The organism is Kitasatospora sp. NPDC091335 (genome assembly GCF_044757205.1).
Classification (GTDB): Bacteria; Actinomycetota; Actinomycetes; order Streptomycetales; family Streptomycetaceae; genus Kitasatospora.
The window spans coordinates 41114-55783 of sequence record NZ_JBIVUM010000002.1; the positions used below are offsets into that span (position 1 = coordinate 41114).

Consider the following 14670-nt stretch of genomic DNA (forward strand, 5'->3'; position numbering starts at 1 on the left):
GGCCTGGTGCACATACGGCCGTACCGCATCAACTTCGTTACTTGGCCTTCTCGAGGATCTCGACGACGCGCCAGCGCTTCGTCGCGGACAGCGGGCGGGTCTCCGCGAGGAGGACCCGGTCGCCGATGCCGCAGGCGTTCGCCTCGTCGTGCGCCTTCAGCTTGTTCGTACGGCGGATGACCTTGCCGTACAGAGCGTGCTTGACGCGGTCCTCGACGGCGACGACGACGGTCTTGTCCATCTTGTCGCTGACGACGAGACCCTCACGGGTCTTGCGGAAACCGCGCGTCTCGTTGGTGTTCTCAGTCATCAGGCGCTCTCCACCGTCTCGATGCCCAGCTCGCGCTCGCGCATCAGGGTGTAGATCCGCGCGATGTCCTTACGGACGAGCTTGAGCCGTCCGTGGTTGTCGAGCTGCCCGGTCGCCGCCTGGAAGCGGAGGTTGAACAGCTCCTCCTTGGCCTCACGGAGCTTGGCAACGAGACCCTCGTTGTCCAGCTCGCGGAGGTCAGCAGCCTTGGTGCCGGCCGACATCAGCTCTCACCTGCCTCGCGCCGGATGATCCGGCACTTCATCGGGAGCTTGTGAGCTGCGCGGGTCAGCGCCTCACGAGCCACCTTCTCGTTGGGGTACGACAGCTCGAACATGACCCGACCCGGGTGCACGTTCGCGATCCACCACTCGGGCGAACCCTTACCGGAACCCATGCGGGTCTCGGCCGGCTTCTTGGTGAGCGGACGGTCCGGGTAGATGTTGATCCAGACCTTGCCGCCACGCTTGATGTGACGGGTGACGGCGATACGAGCGGACTCGATCTGCCGGTTCGTCACGTAGGCCGGGGTGACGGCCTGGATGCCGTACTCGCCGAAGGCGAGCTCGGTGCCACCCTTCGCAGCGCCGCGGCGCTTCGGGTGGTGCTGCTTGCGGTGCTTGACCCGACGGGGGATCAGCATTGGAGTCAGGCCTCCGTTCCGGTGTTCTCGGCAGCCGGCGCCTCGGCGGCCGCGGCCACGGGGGCCTCGGCAGCGGCGGGACGACGGCCACGGCCACCGCGCTCGCCACCACGGCGCTCGCCACCGCGGGCGGGACGACCACCCTCGGGACGGGCCGGGCGGTTGCCCGAGCGGGCAGCGGCGTTCTCAGCGCGGACCTCGGCGATGTTCTTGACGTCGCCCTTGTAGATCCAGACCTTCACGCCGATGCGGCCGAAGGTCGTCTTGGCCTCGAAGAAGCCGTAGTCGACGTTCGCGCGCAGGGTGTGCAGCGGCACACGGCCCTCGCGGTAGAACTCCGAACGGCTCATCTCGGCGCCGCCGAGACGACCGGAGCACTGGACCTTGATGCCCTTGGCGCCGGACTTCATGGTGCCCTGCATCGACTTGCGCATGGCACGGCGGAAGGAGACGCGCGAGGACAGCTGCTCCGCGACGCCCTGAGCCACGAGCTGGGCGTCCAGCTCGGGGTTCTTGACCTCGAGGATGTTCAGCTGGACCTGCTTGCCGGTCAGCTTCTCGAGGTCGCCGCGGATGCGGTCGGCCTCGGTGCCACGGCGACCGATGACGATGCCGGGGCGCGCGGTGTGGATGTCGACGCGGACGCGGTCGCGGGTGCGCTCGATCTCGACCTTGGAGATGCCGGCGCGCTCCATGCCCTTCGTCATCATGCGACGAATGGCAACGTCTTCCTTGACGTAGTCCTTGTACAGCTTGTCGGCGTACCAGCGGGACTTGAAGTCCGTGCTGATGCCGAGGCGGAACCCGTGCGGGTTAACCTTCTGGCCCATTACCGGGTCCCTTCCTTGCTGCTGACGACCACGGTGATGTGGCTGGTCCGCTTGCGGATCCGGTAGGCACGGCCCTGGGCGCGCGGACGGAACCGCTTCAGGGTCGGGCCCTCGTCAACGTACGCCTCGCTGATGACGAGGTCGTCCACGTTGTTGTGGTTGTAGTTGTGCACGGCGTTGGCGATGGCGCTGTCGAGCACCTTGCCGACCGGCACGGTGGCGGCCTGCGGAGCGAAACGCAGGACCGCCTGGGCCTCCGTGGCGTTCAGGCCACGGATGAGGTCCACCACGCGGCGGGCCTTCATGGGCGTGACGCGGATGTACCGCGCCTGGGCCCTGGCTTCCATGGTTGTCCCCTTGCTGGTGTAAGTCATTGAGTCGGTAATCTCGCTGGCGACTAGCGACGCTTCGACTTGCGGTCGTCCTTGACGTGACCGCGGAACGTGCGCGTCGGCGCGAACTCGCCGAGCTTGTGGCCGACCATCGACTCGGTGACGAACACCGGGACGTGCTTACGGCCATCGTGCACCGCGATCGTGTGGCCGAGCATGGCCGGGAAGATCACGGAGCGACGGGACCAGGTCTTGATGACGTTCTGGGTACCCGCCTCGTTCTGCGCGTCCACCTTCTTGAGAAGGTGGCCGTCGATGAAGGGGCCCTTCTTGAGACTGCGCGGCATCTGACCTGCTCCTAGCGCTTCTTGTTGGTCTTGCGGCGGCGCACGATGAGCTTGTCCGACGCCTTGTTCGGGCGACGGGTACGGCCCTCGGGCTTACCCCACGGCGAGACCGGGTGGCGACCACCGGAGGTCTTACCCTCACCACCACCGTGCGGGTGGTCGATCGGGTTCATGGCCACACCACGCACGGTCGGGCGGACGCCCTTCCAGCGCATACGGCCGGCCTTGCCCCAGTTGATGTTCGACTGCTCGGCGTTGCCGACCTCGCCGACGGTCGCGCGGCAGCGCGCGTCGACCAGGCGGATCTCGCCGGAGGGCATGCGCAGGTGCGCCATCTTGCCCTCACGCGCCAGCAGCTGGATGCCGGAGCCGGCCGAGCGGGCCAGCTTGGCACCGCCGCCGGGACGCAGCTCCACCGCGTGGATGGTGGTACCGACCGGGATGTTGCGCAGCGGCAGGTTGTTGCCCGGCTTGATGTCGGCGCCAGCGCCGTTCTCGATCCGGTCACCCTGCGCGATGCCGCGCGGCGCGATGATGTAGCGCTTCTCGCCGTCCGCGTAGTGCAGGAGCGCGATGCGCGCGGTGCGGTTCGGGTCGTACTCGATGTGCGCGACCTTGGCCGGCACGCCGTCCTTGTCGTGACGACGGAAGTCGATCACGCGGTAGGCGCGCTTGTGGCCGCCACCCTGGTGGCGAGCGGTGATCCGACCGGCGTTGTTACGGCCGCCCTTGCTGTGCAGGGGGCGAACCAGCGACTTCTCCGGCGTGGACCGCGTGATCTCTACGAAGTCGGCCACGCTGGAGCCACGACGGCCCGGCGTAGTCGGCTTGTACTTGCGGATGCCCATTTGGCTCTCTCGTCCTCGTCCTTATCGACGATCACGATCTCCGTTAGGAGACCGGACCACCGAAGATGTCGATGCGGTTGCCCTCAGCCAGCGTCACGATGGCGCGCTTGGTGTCCTTGCGCTTGCCAAAGCCCGTCTTGGAGCGCTTGCGCTTGCCCTGACGGTTGAGCGTGTTGACGGACTCGACCTTGACCGAGAAGACCGCCTCGACGGCCTGCTTGATCTGGGTCTTGTTGGCACCGGGCGACACGACGAACGTGTACTTGTTCTCGTCGAGGAGCGAGTAGCTCTTCTCCGAGATGACCGGCTTCACCAGGACGTCACGGGGGTCCGTGAACGTCTTGCTCGTGATCTCCGCAGCCATCAGGCGGCGCTCCCTTCGAGCTCGCCCTCAGCAGCCACGGCCTTGGCGGACGCGGCCGGACCGGCCACGAAACGCTCGAAGGCGGCCTGGGTGAAGACCACATCGTCGGAGACGAGCACGTCGTAGGTGTTCAGCTGACCGGCGTCCAGGATGTGCACGTTCGGCAGGTTGCGAGCGGACTTAAGGCCCAGCTCGTCCTCGCGCTCGACGACCAGGAGGACGTTCTTGCGCTCGGTGATCTTGCCGAAGAGGCCCTTGGCGGCCTTGGTCGACGGCGCCTCGGTCGCGGTCACGTCGGTGATGACGTGGATGCGGTTGTGGCGGGCCCGGTCGGTGAGCGCACCGCGCAGGGCGGCGGCGATCATCTTCTTCGGGGTCCGCTGCGAGTAGTCGCGCGGCACGGGACCGTGCACGACGCCACCGCCGGCGAACTGCGGCGCACGGGTCGAGCCCTGACGGGCGCGGCCGGTGCCCTTCTGGCGGTACGGCTTCTTGCCGCCGCCGCGGACCTCGCCACGAGTCTTGGTCTTGTGGGTGCCCTGACGGGCCGCAGCGAGCTGCGCCACGACGACCTGGTGCATCAGCGGAACGCTGACCTTCGCGTCGAAGATCTCGGCCGGCAGCTCGAGGCTGCCGGTCTTGTCACCCGAGGGCGACAGGATGTCAATGGTGCTCATATCCTTCACAGCCCCTTCGCCGCGGTGCGGACGAGGACGAGGCCACCGTTCGGGCCCGGGATCGCACCCTTGATAAGGAGCAGACCCTTCTCCGCGTCAACCGCGTGCACGGTCAGGTTCTGGGTGGTCACACGCTCGTGACCCATCCGGCCGGCCATCTTCAGGCCCTTGAACACGCGGCCCGGGGTGGCGCAGCCACCGATGGAACCGGGCGAACGGTGCTTGCGCTGCACGCCGTGACCGGCGCCGAGGCCCTTGAAGTTGTGACGCTTCATGACACCGGCGAAGCCCTTGCCCTTGGAGGTGCCGGTCACATCGACCTTGACACCCGCCTCGAACAGCTCGGCGGTGATCTCCTGGCCGAGGGTGTACTCGGACGCGTCCGCGGTACGGAGCTCGACCAGGTGGCGGCGCGGGGTGACACCGGCCTTGGCGAAGTGGCCCGCGAGGGGCTTGTTCACCTTGCGGGGGTCGATCTCGCCGAAGCCGATCTGGACGGCGTCGTAGCCGGCCGCGCTGTCGGCGGTGTGGACCTGGGTCACGACATTGGGCCCAGCCTTGACGACGGTCACCGGGACGACCCGGTTGTTCTCGTCCCAGACCTGGGTCATGCCGAGCTTCTCGCCCAGGATGCCCTTAATCTGCTTAGCCATCTTCGGTGCGCCTCTCAGAGCTTGATCTCGATGTCGACGCCAGCCGGCAGGTCGAGACGCATCAGCGAGTCAACCGTCTTCGGCGTGGGGTCGAGGATGTCGATCAGACGCTTGTGAGTACGCATCTCGAAGTGCTCGCGCGAGTCCTTGTACTTGTGCGGCGAGCGGATGACGCAGTACACGTTCTTCTCAGTGGGCAGCGGCACCGGGCCCGCGACCTGCGCACCAGTACGGATCACCGTCTCGACGATCTTCTTCGCCGAAGAGTCGATGACCTCGTGGTCGTAGGCCTTGAGCCGGATGCGGATCTTCTGTCCCGCCATGGCTACTCAGTAGTCCTTTGTCCTTAGTCACTGCGCGACCACCCTCCGACCCCCGCGCTCGGGCGTGTCGCACTCGCGCTTGCAAAAAACCAACGAATCACTTCGTCGGTTTCGAACTTTCGGGGTGGGGGCGCCGGGTCGAGGCCCCGCTCACGCTTCCCGGAAGATTCCCGTACTTTCGCCCCGCAGCTGCCGTGGCGTAGAACTCACGCTTGACGGCCATCACGGGAACGACGAGTACGTGGGACTCGCTTCCGGTCCTCCCGGCGGGAGGCGCGCAGCATCGGCAACTCAACCGAGCAACTTGGACATACTGCCACAGGGAGCAGCCCGGATGCCAATCGGGGCCGGTGAGGTGCTCCTCACCGGCCCCGATGGGGTGGATCCGCGGATCAGCCCTTGCGCCAGAGGACCCAGCCGTGCGCCCGGCTGTACTTCGCGACGTGCCAGCCGGGCTCCGGCTTCGGCCAGGTGGCCTCCGGCGCGGCGCCCTCGCCGAGCTTCAGCAGCATCGCGGTGGCCGTCTCCGGCGGGGTGTTGCCGCCCTTGACGTTGTCCGTCCAGACCCGGCCCCAGTAGACCTCGTAGGCCAGCGCCATCCGGGCGCCCCAGTCGAAGTCCCAGTCCAGGATCAGGTTGTCGCCCTTGTGCAGGCCGGCCTCCTTCACCAGGCCCACGGCCTCGTACGACCGGGTCCTGGAGTGCGGCTCGGCGACGTTGTCGGTGATCGTGACGGTCGCGTACGCGGCGAAGACCGTCACGCAGCCCACCACCGCGGCGACGATCCGCCGCCCGCCGGCCACCCGCAGCAGCAGACAGGCGGCCAGCACCGCCAGCGCGCCGACGGTCGTGCGGGCCATGTGCAGGTTGTCCCAGGACGAGGCCAGGAACATCGCGTCCGGAACGGTCCACGGGACGGCCCACTCCTTCAGCGCGGAGCCGGCGTACCCGCTGACGGACACCTGGATGATCCCGATCACCACCGCGCCGGCCAGCGCCGCCCACAGCAGCGTGCGGACCCCGGCCCGGAACAGCGCGACCAGGCCCACCAGCAGGAACAGCGGCACCAGCACCGCGCAGTACCGGGCGTACACCCAGTTGTCGACGCGCTCGGTGTCCGCCAGGCCCGCCGCGGAGGCGAGCGCGGTGCCGAACAGCATGGCGGTCATGCAGAACGCGACCACCCGGTCGGCCACCGAGAAGCGGCGGTGGAACAGGGCCACCACGCACAGCACGAAGGCGATCGCCCCGAAGCCGTACGTGGAGGTCATGAAGTACCAGAGCTGCCCGAAGGTCCTGGCGATGATCGTGCCGATGTACTTGCTGTCCTCGAGGTTCTCGAAGACCTTGTTGCCGACGGTGCTCGGCGGCACGTCCTTGAACTGGGCCTCGACGAAGCGCGCCAGCAGCTTCGCGCCCAGGTACGTCACGCCGAGGGCACCGACGCCGGCCAGCGAGGCGAGCCGCGGCGCCCAGCCGACGGCCAGCACCACGAGCAGGACCAGCGCGGTCAGCGCCACCACCACGCCGCCGCGGTCGTGGGTGGCCATCGTGTAGCCGGCCGCCAGGCCCATCGCCGCCGCGTACAGCGCGCGGCGGCGGGGCGAGCCGGGCGAGAGCCAGCCGTGCATCGCGATCACCCAGACCAGCAGGAGCACCGGGAGCACGGTGTCCGACATGACGAACTGGGAGTAGAAGATCACCGGCGGCACCAGCGCCACGGCGGTGCCCACCAGGTACGCCTGCGGCCGGGACAGGCCCAGCCGGCGCGCCGCGACCACGACGAGCGGGAACACCAGCGCGTTGAGCACCGCGTTGATGCCCATGACCAGGTGGTACGCGGTCGCCGGGTTGTCGGCGATCCGCAGGGCCGGCGAGATCAGCAGCGGGTACCCGCCGGGGATCACCACGCCGACCGGCATCTCGGTGGTCGGCCGGCCGGCCAGCACCCGCGCGATCACCAGGTACGAGTCCTCGTCGGCGTGCACCGACGGGAAGTAGTTGTGGATCGACAGCACCAGGCGGAAGGCCACCTGCGCGCCGTACCCGAGCAGCAGGGCCACCGGCCAGAACCAGCGGTGGGCGGCCAGCTCCCGCAGCCGGGCGGGCACCGCCGGGGCCGGGCTGTCGGGCGCGTTCCCGCCGCCGTCCTCACTCCGGCCTTGCCCGTCGGAGGTGTGGGCAGAGTCGATCAGCGGCTGCACTCGGGACACTTCCCTACTTGTGTGAATTGACGATCTCGTCACGGCCGGCAAGCGGCGGCGTCACGGGCCCGGGCTCGTCCCGTCGGTCCTCGGATCGCACCGGAAGTCTGCCACGCGCCGATCCCGCGCATCCAGCGCGTTCACCCTTCACAGACCACAACGACCGGCTCCGAAACGGCGGTTCACCCTCAGGTGTCACCGCGTCGGAGCCGGTCGTGGGGGTGGCTCAGCCTTCGTGCCGCTGCCCGCCGGTCAGCGCGTGCCGGACCAGGACCTTGGCCCCGCCCCGCTGGCCGCGCTTCAGCGCGCCTGGCAGCATGGTCAGCGCGTGCAGGCGGGAGGCGCTGCGGAACCGGGCCGCGCGGGCGGCCTTCGGCCAGCCGCGGGCGTCCATCCGCTCGGCCACCGCGTTGAAGTACCGTTCCGCCTCGGTGAACCGGGTGCCGGAGAAGGCCTGCACCGAGGACTCGCTGACGGCGTGCCGGCGGTACTGGAAGACGACGGTCGTGTTGTCCACCATCATCTGCTCGCCGCGCTCCAGCAGGTCGACGACCAGGGCCAGGTCCTGGATCACCGAGTACTCGTCACGGAAGCTGACCGCGCGCAGCGCCTCGCCCCGCCAGCAGATCGACGGGAAGTAGAGCCAGTTGCCGCGCAGCACGCTCGCGGCCAGCTCCTCCCCGCCCATCAGCCGCCGGCCCTTGACGGTCGGCGCGTAGATCTTCTCCTTGACGTTGTCCGCCAGGCCGGAGCGGCTGACCTCGCCGGCGCCGTCGATGACCTCGACGCCCGGCTGCACCATGCCCAGGTCCGGGTTGACCCTGACGATCTCCCGGACGGTCTCCAGGTAGTGCGGGTGCAACAGGTCGTCGCAGCCCATGATGACCACGTGGTCGGCCGTGGACAGCTCCACGCACTTCTGGAAGTTCCTGGTGATGCCGAGGTTCTGCTCGTTGCGCAGGTAGCTCACCCGGTCGTCGCCGAGCGAGGCGAACCAGCCGGGGACGTCCGGCTCCTGGCCGTCGTCGATGACGGTCAGCCGGAAGTCCCGGTCGGTCTGCGCGAGGATGCTCCGCACCGCGGCCTGCATCAGTGCCACGTCGCCGTAGTACGGCAGCATGAACTCGAAGGTCGCCACGGGATCAGGCCTTGCTGCGGTCGACCGGAGCCGAGACCGGCAGGTCCAGGTCGAAGCGCTCCTCGTTCAGCCTGGCGCCCTCGTTGATCGCCACGGTGCGCGCCAGGTCGGTGAGCTTCTTCTCCAGGGAGCGGAAGCGCAGGAAGGTGTTCAGGGTCAGGAAGCCCATCGCCAGCACCATCACGTACAGCACCAGGTCGGTGCCCCGGCCGACGCCGAGCTGGTGGGCCAGCCAGGTCACGTCGGTGGGACGCAGCACCGCGTAGATGTTCACCAGCACGAAGACCGAGAACGCGATGCGCTTCCAGGCGCGGGTGTTGGCACGGTCCCAACGCCGGATGAACATGAAGGCGAGAGTGACCGAGCCGAGAATGAGAACCAGCTGGATCCAGAAGAATTTCATCGGCGGCTACGCTCCCGCAGCGAGATGTCGAAGATGATGTTGACGCCGTTGATCAGGGACTGACCCTTGGCGCGTGAGTAGTCGGTGTACAGGATGTCCACCGGGAGCTCGGCGACCCGGAGGTCGGAGCCGGCGAGGAAGCTGACGATCTCCGACGCGTGCGCCATGCCGTTCATGGTGATCCGCAGCCGGCCCGCGGCCTCGCGGGTCAGCACCCGCAGGCCGTTGTGGGAGTCGGTCAGCTTGAGCTTGCGCGCGGTCGGGCTGACGGTCGCCGCGGTACGCAGGACGACCCGCTTGATCCACGGCACCTGCCCGTTCTGCTCGATGAAGCGCGAGCCGAGGACGACGTCCGTGTCGCCCTCCCGGAGCAGCGCCACCATCTTCTCGACGTCCGCGGTCTGGTGCTGACCGTCCGCGTCGAAGGTGGCGAAGTACTTGGCGCCCGGCTGGGCCAGGGCGTAGGCGAGGCCGGTCTGGAGGGCCGCGCCCTGGCCGAGGTTGACCGGGTGGCGCACCAGGTGCGCACCGGTCTCCATGATGTGCTTGGCCGAGTCGTCGCCGCTGCCGTCATCGACCACCACGATGTTCGGGAACGTCTTTCGCGCCCCCTCCACAACGTCGGCGATCACCTGGCCCTCGTTGTAGGCCGGGATCACCAGCCAAACATCGTCGTACTGGGACACGGAGGCTCCATGGATGGGGTCTGGCCCGCGCTCGTGCGCGGTGTCCTGCGGATGGGGGGCGGGCACGGTCATTCGTCGGCCGTCCGGCTGCTCAGCACAGCGACGGCCTCGTCCCCCTGCTGCCGGGCAGGCCCGGCGGAGTTCGTCACCGAACGGGCGAAGCTCAGCCGGAGTGCGGCCAGCATACCGATGACGGTGGCCACCGAACCCGCCACGTAGGCCAGGATCACGCGGGTGGACACCTCGCCCGGCATGAACGTGACCCCCGCCAGCACGGCGCTGCCCACCGCCCAGCAGAGCAGTTGGAGGTTGTGCCGCTTGAATACCATCAGCGCCTGGCCGAGGACCATCGCGAACATGTACGCCACGGTGCCGAGGGACAACCAGAAGAAGTCGAGGCGGCCGAGCACCGGCGCGGCTCCGAAGAGCACCTGGATCAGCCAGGGGCCGAGCAGGGTGGCGGGGATCCCGCCCGCCACGCCGAGCAGGCCCACCACGGCGCCGATCCGGGTGAGCATCCCGGTGAACGCGGCCCGGTCCCCCATCGCGATCGCCTTGGAGAGGCCGCTGAGCAGCGAGGCCTGGAGCGAGCCGAAGACGAACAGCGGCACCCGGGCCAGGACCAGCGCGTTGAGCAGCGCCGCGATCAGCGCGGACTCGGTCGGGGCGAGCAGCTTGGTGCTCATCACCGCGGCGTTGACCACGAGCTGGGACAGCAGGGTGGAGAGGATCAGCAGGCCGAGCCCGGAGTAGAGCTCGGGCCAGGGGACCTTCGGGCCCGGCCTGACCGCGCGCAGCAGCGGCGGCAGCGTGACGATCGTCGCGAGGACCGGCGCGACGGCCAGGATCAGGCTGAACGCGAGCGCGGAGTGCACCCCGGCCACCGCGCAGCCGAAGGCCAGTCCGATCCGCAGGCCACCGTCCAGACCGAGCTGGGTGCCGTACGCGCCGAAGCGGCCGAGGCCGGCCAGGACGCCGCGGGTGAGGTAGCAGACGGCCATGCCGAGGAAGGCGCCGCCGAGCGCCAGCACCAGCGAGCGGTCGCCGTGGAACACCTTGTCGGCGATCGGGCCGGAGGCGGCGCCGAGGACGGCCAGGACCACCGCGAGGATGCCGCCGGTCAGCAGGGTCGCCCGGCGCAGCACCGGGGCGGCGCCGTGGCCGAGCGCCGCGCGCGCCGCGACGATCCGGGTGAGCTCCTGCTCGATCGGGAAGAAGACGCCGATGCCGACGGACATCACGATCGTCCACAGCAGTGAGACGTTCGCCATGTCCTCGACGGACAGGCTGTGGCCCGCCACTCCGAGGTGGATGTAGGAGGCGGCGCCCAGTACGACGGTGCCGCCGGCTACCGCCAGGGTTCCCGGCGGTAGCGCGGCAGCCACCTTCGTCAGTGCTTTCTTCACCGAGGTCTGTCGCTCTCCGTGGTCCGGGCCGTGGCGGCCAGTTCGGCGAAGACGGGCCGGCCCAGGGCCTCGGCCAGCATGGCCCGCCACTCGGGCAGCGGTGCCAGCCCGGCGGCCGCCCAGCGGTCGTGGGCCAGCACGCTGAAGGCGGGCCGGACGGCCGGGCGGACGAAGGCCTCCGAGGTGGTCGGACGGATCCGCTCCGGGTCCAGGCCGCTCAGCGCGTAGGTCTCGCGGGCCAGCCCGCACCAGGTGGTGCGGCCGCTCGCGGTGCCGTGGTAGACCCCGGCCGGGGCCCGCCCGGCGAGCGCGGCCCGGCCGAGCTCGACCAGCCGGCCGGCCAGCGCGTACGACCAGGTCGGCTGGCCGTGCTGGTCGTCCACCACGTCCAGGGTGTCCCGCTGGGCGGCGAGCTTGAGCATGGTGGCCACGAAGTTCGGGCCGTGCTCGCCGTACAGCCAGGCGGTGCGCACGATGTAGCCGGCGTCGGGGAGCAGGTCGGCGACCGCCCGCTCCCCCAGCAGCTTGCCGCGGCCGTACGCGTTCACCGGCGCGGTCGGGGCGTCCTCCGGGCAGGGCTCGGTGGCGTCGCCCGGCAGGACGTAGTCGGTGGAGACGTGCAGCAGCCGCGCGCCGCTCTTGGCGCAGGCCGCGGCCAGGTGGCGCACACCGGTGCCGTTGACGGCGGTGGCGGCGTCCTCCTCGGTCTCCGCGGCGTCGACGTTCGTCCACGCGGCGCAGTTGACCACGATGTCGTGGCCCTCGACGGCGGCCTGGACGGCCGCCGCGTCGGTGATGTCGAGGTCCGCCCGGCGCAGCGCGGTGATCTCGGCGGCCGGGTCGGTGCCGAGCACCGACAGCACGTCCCGCCCGAGCATCCCGGCCGCGCCGGTGACCAGCCAGCGCACCCGGCCGGCGGCGTTCGCAGTCACTTGGCCAGGGCCGCCTTCTGCTTCAGCGGCTCCCACCAGGCGCGGTTCTCGCGGTACCAGGCGATGGTCGCGGCGAGGCCGTCCTCGAAGCGGACCTGCGGCTCGTAGCCGAGCTCCTCGCGGATCTTGCTGATGTCGATCGAGTAGCGGAGGTCGTGGCCCTTGCGGTCCTCGACGTGCTCGACCATCTCCCAGCCGGCGCCGGCGGCCTCCAGCAGCAGGCCGGTCAGCTCCTTGTTGGTCGCCTCGGTGCCGCCGCCGATGTTGTAGACCTCACCCGCGCGGCCGCCGCGCATGACCAGCTCGATGGCCCGGCAGTGGTCCGAGACGTGCAGCCAGTCGCGGACGTTGCCACCGTCGCCGTACAGCGGCACCTTCTTGCCGTCGATCAGGTTGGTGGTGAACAGCGGGATGACCTTCTCCGGGAACTGGTAGTGCCCGTAGTTGTTGGAGCAGCGGGTCACCACGACGTCCATGCCGTGGGTGCGGTGGTAGGCCAGCGCCAGCAGGTCGGAGGAGGCCTTGGAGGCCGAGTACGGGGAGTTGGGCACCAGCGGCCAGGTCTCGGTCCAGGAGCCCTCGCTGATCGAGCCGTACACCTCGTCGGTGGAGATGTGCACGAAGCGGCCGATGCCGTGCTTGCGGGCCGCGTCGAGCAGCACCTGGGTGCCGACGACGTTGGTGAGGACGAAGGGGCCCGCACCGGCGATCGAGCGGTCCACGTGGGACTCGGCGGCGAAGTGCACCACCACGTCGTGGCCCGGCATGACCTGGTCGACGGCGTCCGCGTCGCAGATGTCGCCCTGGACGAAGGTGTAGCCCTGGTGGCCGGCCACCGGGGCCAGGTTCTCCAGGACACCCGAGTAGGTGAGCTTGTCAAAGACCGTGATCCGGGCGTTCTCGTCAGCCCCGAGGAGCTGACGGACGAACTCCGAACCGATGAACCCGGCGCCGCCGGTCACGAGGATGCGCATAATGCGCGTAGTCTACCGCCGCCCGAACGCCCTCCCGCCCCGGCCCCTCCTGCGTTCACCGATCTCGAATAGGGTGCACCCATGCGTGGAATCCTCCTGGCCGGCGGCACCGGCTCGCGGCTGTGGCCCCTGACCCGTGCGGTGTCGAAGCAGCTCCTCCCGGTCTTCGACAAGCCGATGATCTACTACCCCCTCTCGACCCTCGTGATGGCCGGGATAAGCGAAATCCTGATCATCACCACCCCGAACGACCGGGACCAGTTCGAGCGCCTCCTGGGTGACGGCTCCCAGTTCGGTCTGAAGCTCGAGTACGCCGTCCAGGAGAAGCCCGAGGGCATCGCCCAGGCCTTCGTGCTCGGCGCGGACTTCATCGGTGACGAGCCGGTGGCCCTGATCCTCGGCGACAACATCTTCCACGGCACCGGCCTGGGCACCGCGCTCACCGAGCACTCCGACATCAAGGGCGGCCGGGTGTTCGCCTACCCGGTGGCCGACCCGACCGCGTACGGCGTGGTCGAGTTCGACGAGACCGGTCAGGTCATGTCGATCGAGGAGAAGCCGGCCGAGCCCAAGTCCCGCTACGCCGTCCCCGGCCTGTACTTCTACGACAACCGGGTCGTCGAGATCGCCCGCACCCTGAAGCCGAGCGCCCGCGGCGAGCTGGAGATCACCGCCGTCAACGACGCCTACCTGCGCACCGGCGACCTGCACGTGACGATCCTCGACCGCGGCACCGCCTGGCTGGACACCGGCACGTTCGTGTCGATGGTCCAGGCCTCGGAGTTCGTCCGGGTCATCGAGGAGCGCCAGGGCTTCAAGATCGGCTGCATCGAGGAGGCCGTCTGGCGGGCCGGGCTGATCGACGACGCCCAGCTGCGCGAGCTCGCCGAGCCGCTGCTGAAGAGCGGCTACGGCCAGTACCTGGTGGCCCTGCTCGACGAGGCGGCCGCCAAGTGAAGTTCCGTGAGCTCTCCGTCGAGGGCGCCTTCGAGATCACCCCGCAGGTGCACGGCGACGCCCGCGGCCACTTCACCGAGTGGTACCGCTTCGACCGCCTCGCCGAGGTCGTCGGCCACCCGCTGAACCTGGCCCAGGCCAACCTGTCGCTCTCCGCCAAGGACGTCGTCCGCGGCATCCACTTCGCCGACGTCCCGCCCGGCCAGGCCAAGTACGTGGCCTGCACCCGCGGCGCGGTGCTGGACGTCATCGTCGACCTGCGGGTCGGCTCGCCGAACTTCGGCAGGTGGGAGTTCGTCCGGCTGGACGACACCGAGCGCAAGGCCGTCTACATCCCGGAGGGCCTCGGCCACGGCTTCTGCGCCCTCACCGACGACGCCACGCTGACCTACCTCTGCTCGGCGACGTACAACCCGACCGGCGAGCACGGCGTGCACCCGCTGGACCCGGACCTCGGCATCGAGTGGCCGACCGACGCCCCGCAGCTGTCCGCCCGCGACGATGTGGCGCCCACCCTCGCGGAGGCCCTCGCCGGCGGCCTGCTGCCGGACTACCAGGCCTGCAAGGCCTACACGGAGTCGCTGCGGCAGCAGTAGCGGAGCCCGGCCCACGGAGGGGACGCGTGCAGCGGCACGCGTCCCCT

At 69.5% G+C, this 14670-nt stretch carries 20 protein-coding genes; 2 read left to right on the forward strand and 18 right to left on the reverse strand.

Features of this window, described 5'->3' with window-relative positions; all coding sequences use genetic code 11:
• Positions 1 to 37: 37 nt before the first annotated feature.
• The 18 genes from rpsQ to rfbB all read right to left on the reverse strand — a co-directional run bounded on the left by rpsQ (position 38) and on the right by rfbB (position 13070).
• A complete protein-coding gene (rpsQ, locus tag ACIQOW_RS04965) occupies positions 38 to 310 on the reverse strand; it encodes a 30S ribosomal protein S17 (protein ID WP_030055826.1) in 273 nt (90 codons plus the stop codon).
• Positions 310 to 534, reverse strand: coding sequence for a 50S ribosomal protein L29 (gene rpmC, locus ACIQOW_RS04970; RefSeq protein ID WP_049649042.1), 225 nt, complete (start codon positions 532 to 534; stop codon positions 310 to 312). Before rpmC ends, rpsQ begins: the two co-directional genes overlap by 1 nt.
• Positions 534 to 953, reverse strand: coding sequence for a 50S ribosomal protein L16 (gene rplP / locus ACIQOW_RS04975; RefSeq protein ID WP_030055824.1), 420 nt, complete (start codon positions 951 to 953; stop codon positions 534 to 536). Before rplP ends, rpmC begins: the two co-directional genes overlap by 1 nt.
• Positions 954 to 958: 5 nt before the next feature.
• The gene (rpsC, locus tag ACIQOW_RS04980; protein ID WP_401079884.1) at positions 959 to 1783 is read right to left on the reverse strand and encodes a 30S ribosomal protein S3; all 825 of its coding nucleotides are present in this window, start codon (positions 1781 to 1783) and stop codon (positions 959 to 961) included.
• Positions 1783 to 2130 carry a 50S ribosomal protein L22 gene (rplV, locus tag ACIQOW_RS04985; protein ID WP_033824229.1) on the reverse strand — a complete coding sequence of 116 codons (348 nt, stop codon included), beginning with the start codon at positions 2128 to 2130 and terminating at the stop codon, positions 1783 to 1785. The genes rpsC and rplV overlap by 1 nt, the downstream gene beginning before the upstream one ends.
• A gap of 50 nt (positions 2131 to 2180) precedes the next feature.
• Positions 2181 to 2462 carry a 30S ribosomal protein S19 gene (rpsS, locus tag ACIQOW_RS04990; RefSeq protein ID WP_030055821.1) on the reverse strand — a complete coding sequence of 94 codons (282 nt, stop codon included), beginning with the start codon at positions 2460 to 2462 and terminating at the stop codon, positions 2181 to 2183.
• An 11-nt stretch (positions 2463 to 2473) separates the two neighbouring features.
• Positions 2474 to 3310, reverse strand: a complete 837-nt coding sequence (gene rplB / locus ACIQOW_RS04995) for a 50S ribosomal protein L2 (RefSeq protein WP_188301637.1) — start codon at positions 3308 to 3310, stop codon at positions 2474 to 2476.
• 43 nt (positions 3311 to 3353) lie between these two features.
• The gene (gene rplW, locus ACIQOW_RS05000) at positions 3354 to 3674 is read right to left on the reverse strand and encodes a 50S ribosomal protein L23 (RefSeq protein ID WP_063348967.1); all 321 of its coding nucleotides are present in this window, start codon (positions 3672 to 3674) and stop codon (positions 3354 to 3356) included.
• Positions 3674 to 4351, reverse strand: coding sequence for a 50S ribosomal protein L4 (gene rplD, locus ACIQOW_RS05005; protein WP_401079887.1), 678 nt, complete (start codon positions 4349 to 4351; stop codon positions 3674 to 3676). Before rplD ends, rplW begins: the two co-directional genes overlap by 1 nt.
• 5 nt (positions 4352 to 4356) lie before the next feature.
• Positions 4357 to 5004 (reverse strand): 50S ribosomal protein L3, encoded by a 648-nt coding sequence (gene rplC / locus ACIQOW_RS05010; RefSeq protein WP_188301639.1) that lies wholly within the window; start codon positions 5002 to 5004, stop codon positions 4357 to 4359.
• A gap of 14 nt (positions 5005 to 5018) precedes the next feature.
• Positions 5019 to 5327 (reverse strand): 30S ribosomal protein S10, encoded by a 309-nt coding sequence (gene rpsJ, locus ACIQOW_RS05015; protein ID WP_012785157.1) that lies wholly within the window; start codon positions 5325 to 5327, stop codon positions 5019 to 5021.
• 392 nt (positions 5328 to 5719) lie between these two features.
• A complete protein-coding gene (locus tag ACIQOW_RS05020) occupies positions 5720 to 7540 on the reverse strand; it encodes a hypothetical protein (protein ID WP_401079890.1) in 1821 nt (606 codons plus the stop codon).
• 217 nt (positions 7541 to 7757) lie between these two features.
• The gene (locus tag ACIQOW_RS05025; RefSeq protein WP_401079892.1) at positions 7758 to 8669 is read right to left on the reverse strand and encodes a glycosyltransferase family 2 protein; all 912 of its coding nucleotides are present in this window, start codon (positions 8667 to 8669) and stop codon (positions 7758 to 7760) included.
• A 4-nt stretch (positions 8670 to 8673) separates the two neighbouring features.
• Complete coding sequence (locus ACIQOW_RS05030) at positions 8674 to 9072, reverse strand: DUF2304 domain-containing protein (protein WP_188301641.1); 399 nt, start codon at positions 9070 to 9072, stop codon at positions 8674 to 8676.
• Positions 9069 to 9758, reverse strand: a complete 690-nt coding sequence (locus ACIQOW_RS05035; RefSeq protein ID WP_317620517.1) for a glycosyltransferase family 2 protein — start codon at positions 9756 to 9758, stop codon at positions 9069 to 9071. Before ACIQOW_RS05035 ends, ACIQOW_RS05030 begins: the two co-directional genes overlap by 4 nt.
• A 68-nt stretch (positions 9759 to 9826) precedes the next feature.
• Positions 9827 to 11164, reverse strand: coding sequence for a lipopolysaccharide biosynthesis protein (locus ACIQOW_RS05040; protein ID WP_401079895.1), 1338 nt, complete (start codon positions 11162 to 11164; stop codon positions 9827 to 9829).
• Complete coding sequence (gene rfbD / locus ACIQOW_RS05045; protein WP_401079896.1) at positions 11161 to 12096, reverse strand: dTDP-4-dehydrorhamnose reductase; 936 nt, start codon at positions 12094 to 12096, stop codon at positions 11161 to 11163. Before rfbD ends, ACIQOW_RS05040 begins: the two co-directional genes overlap by 4 nt.
• A complete protein-coding gene (rfbB, locus tag ACIQOW_RS05050) occupies positions 12093 to 13070 on the reverse strand; it encodes a dTDP-glucose 4,6-dehydratase (RefSeq protein ID WP_188301644.1) in 978 nt (325 codons plus the stop codon). Before rfbB ends, rfbD begins: the two co-directional genes overlap by 4 nt.
• Before the next feature lie 81 nt (positions 13071 to 13151).
• Between rfbB and rfbA the strand changes: the two genes are divergently transcribed.
• The gene (gene rfbA / locus ACIQOW_RS05055) at positions 13152 to 14027 is read left to right on the forward strand and encodes a glucose-1-phosphate thymidylyltransferase RfbA (RefSeq protein ID WP_401079899.1); all 876 of its coding nucleotides are present in this window, start codon (positions 13152 to 13154) and stop codon (positions 14025 to 14027) included.
• Positions 14024 to 14623 (forward strand): dTDP-4-dehydrorhamnose 3,5-epimerase, encoded by a 600-nt coding sequence (gene rfbC / locus ACIQOW_RS05060; RefSeq protein WP_401079901.1) that lies wholly within the window; start codon positions 14024 to 14026, stop codon positions 14621 to 14623. Before rfbA ends, rfbC begins: the two co-directional genes overlap by 4 nt.
• The last annotated feature ends 47 nt before the right edge of the window (positions 14624 to 14670 follow it).

Coding starts and splice junctions, on each gene's coding strand:
- rpsQ (WP_030055826.1), bottom strand. CDS start 310: ATGACTGAGAACACCAACGAGACGCGCGGTTTCCGCAAGACCCGTGAG.
- rpmC (WP_049649042.1), bottom strand. CDS start 534: ATGTCGGCCGGCACCAAGGCTGCTGACCTCCGCGAGCTGGACAACGAG.
- rplP (WP_030055824.1), bottom strand. CDS start 953: ATGCTGATCCCCCGTCGGGTCAAGCACCGCAAGCAGCACCACCCGAAG.
- rpsC (WP_401079884.1), bottom strand. CDS start 1,783: ATGGGCCAGAAGGTTAACCCGCACGGGTTCCGCCTCGGCATCAGCACG.
- rplV (WP_033824229.1), bottom strand. CDS start 2,130: ATGGAAGCCAGGGCCCAGGCGCGGTACATCCGCGTCACGCCCATGAAG.
- rpsS (WP_030055821.1), bottom strand. CDS start 2,462: ATGCCGCGCAGTCTCAAGAAGGGCCCCTTCATCGACGGCCACCTTCTC.
- rplB (WP_188301637.1), bottom strand. CDS start 3,310: ATGGGCATCCGCAAGTACAAGCCGACTACGCCGGGCCGTCGTGGCTCC.
- rplW (WP_063348967.1), bottom strand. CDS start 3,674: ATGGCTGCGGAGATCACGAGCAAGACGTTCACGGACCCCCGTGACGTC.
- rplD (WP_401079887.1), bottom strand. CDS start 4,351: ATGAGCACCATTGACATCCTGTCGCCCTCGGGTGACAAGACCGGCAGC.
- rplC (WP_188301639.1), bottom strand. CDS start 5,004: ATGGCTAAGCAGATTAAGGGCATCCTGGGCGAGAAGCTCGGCATGACC.
- rpsJ (WP_012785157.1), bottom strand. CDS start 5,327: ATGGCGGGACAGAAGATCCGCATCCGGCTCAAGGCCTACGACCACGAG.
- ACIQOW_RS05030 (WP_188301641.1), bottom strand. CDS start 9,072: ATGAAATTCTTCTGGATCCAGCTGGTTCTCATTCTCGGCTCGGTCACT.
- rfbB (WP_188301644.1), bottom strand. CDS start 13,070: ATGCGCATCCTCGTGACCGGCGGCGCCGGGTTCATCGGTTCGGAGTTC.
- rfbA (WP_401079899.1), top strand. CDS start 13,152: ATGCGTGGAATCCTCCTGGCCGGCGGCACCGGCTCGCGGCTGTGGCCC.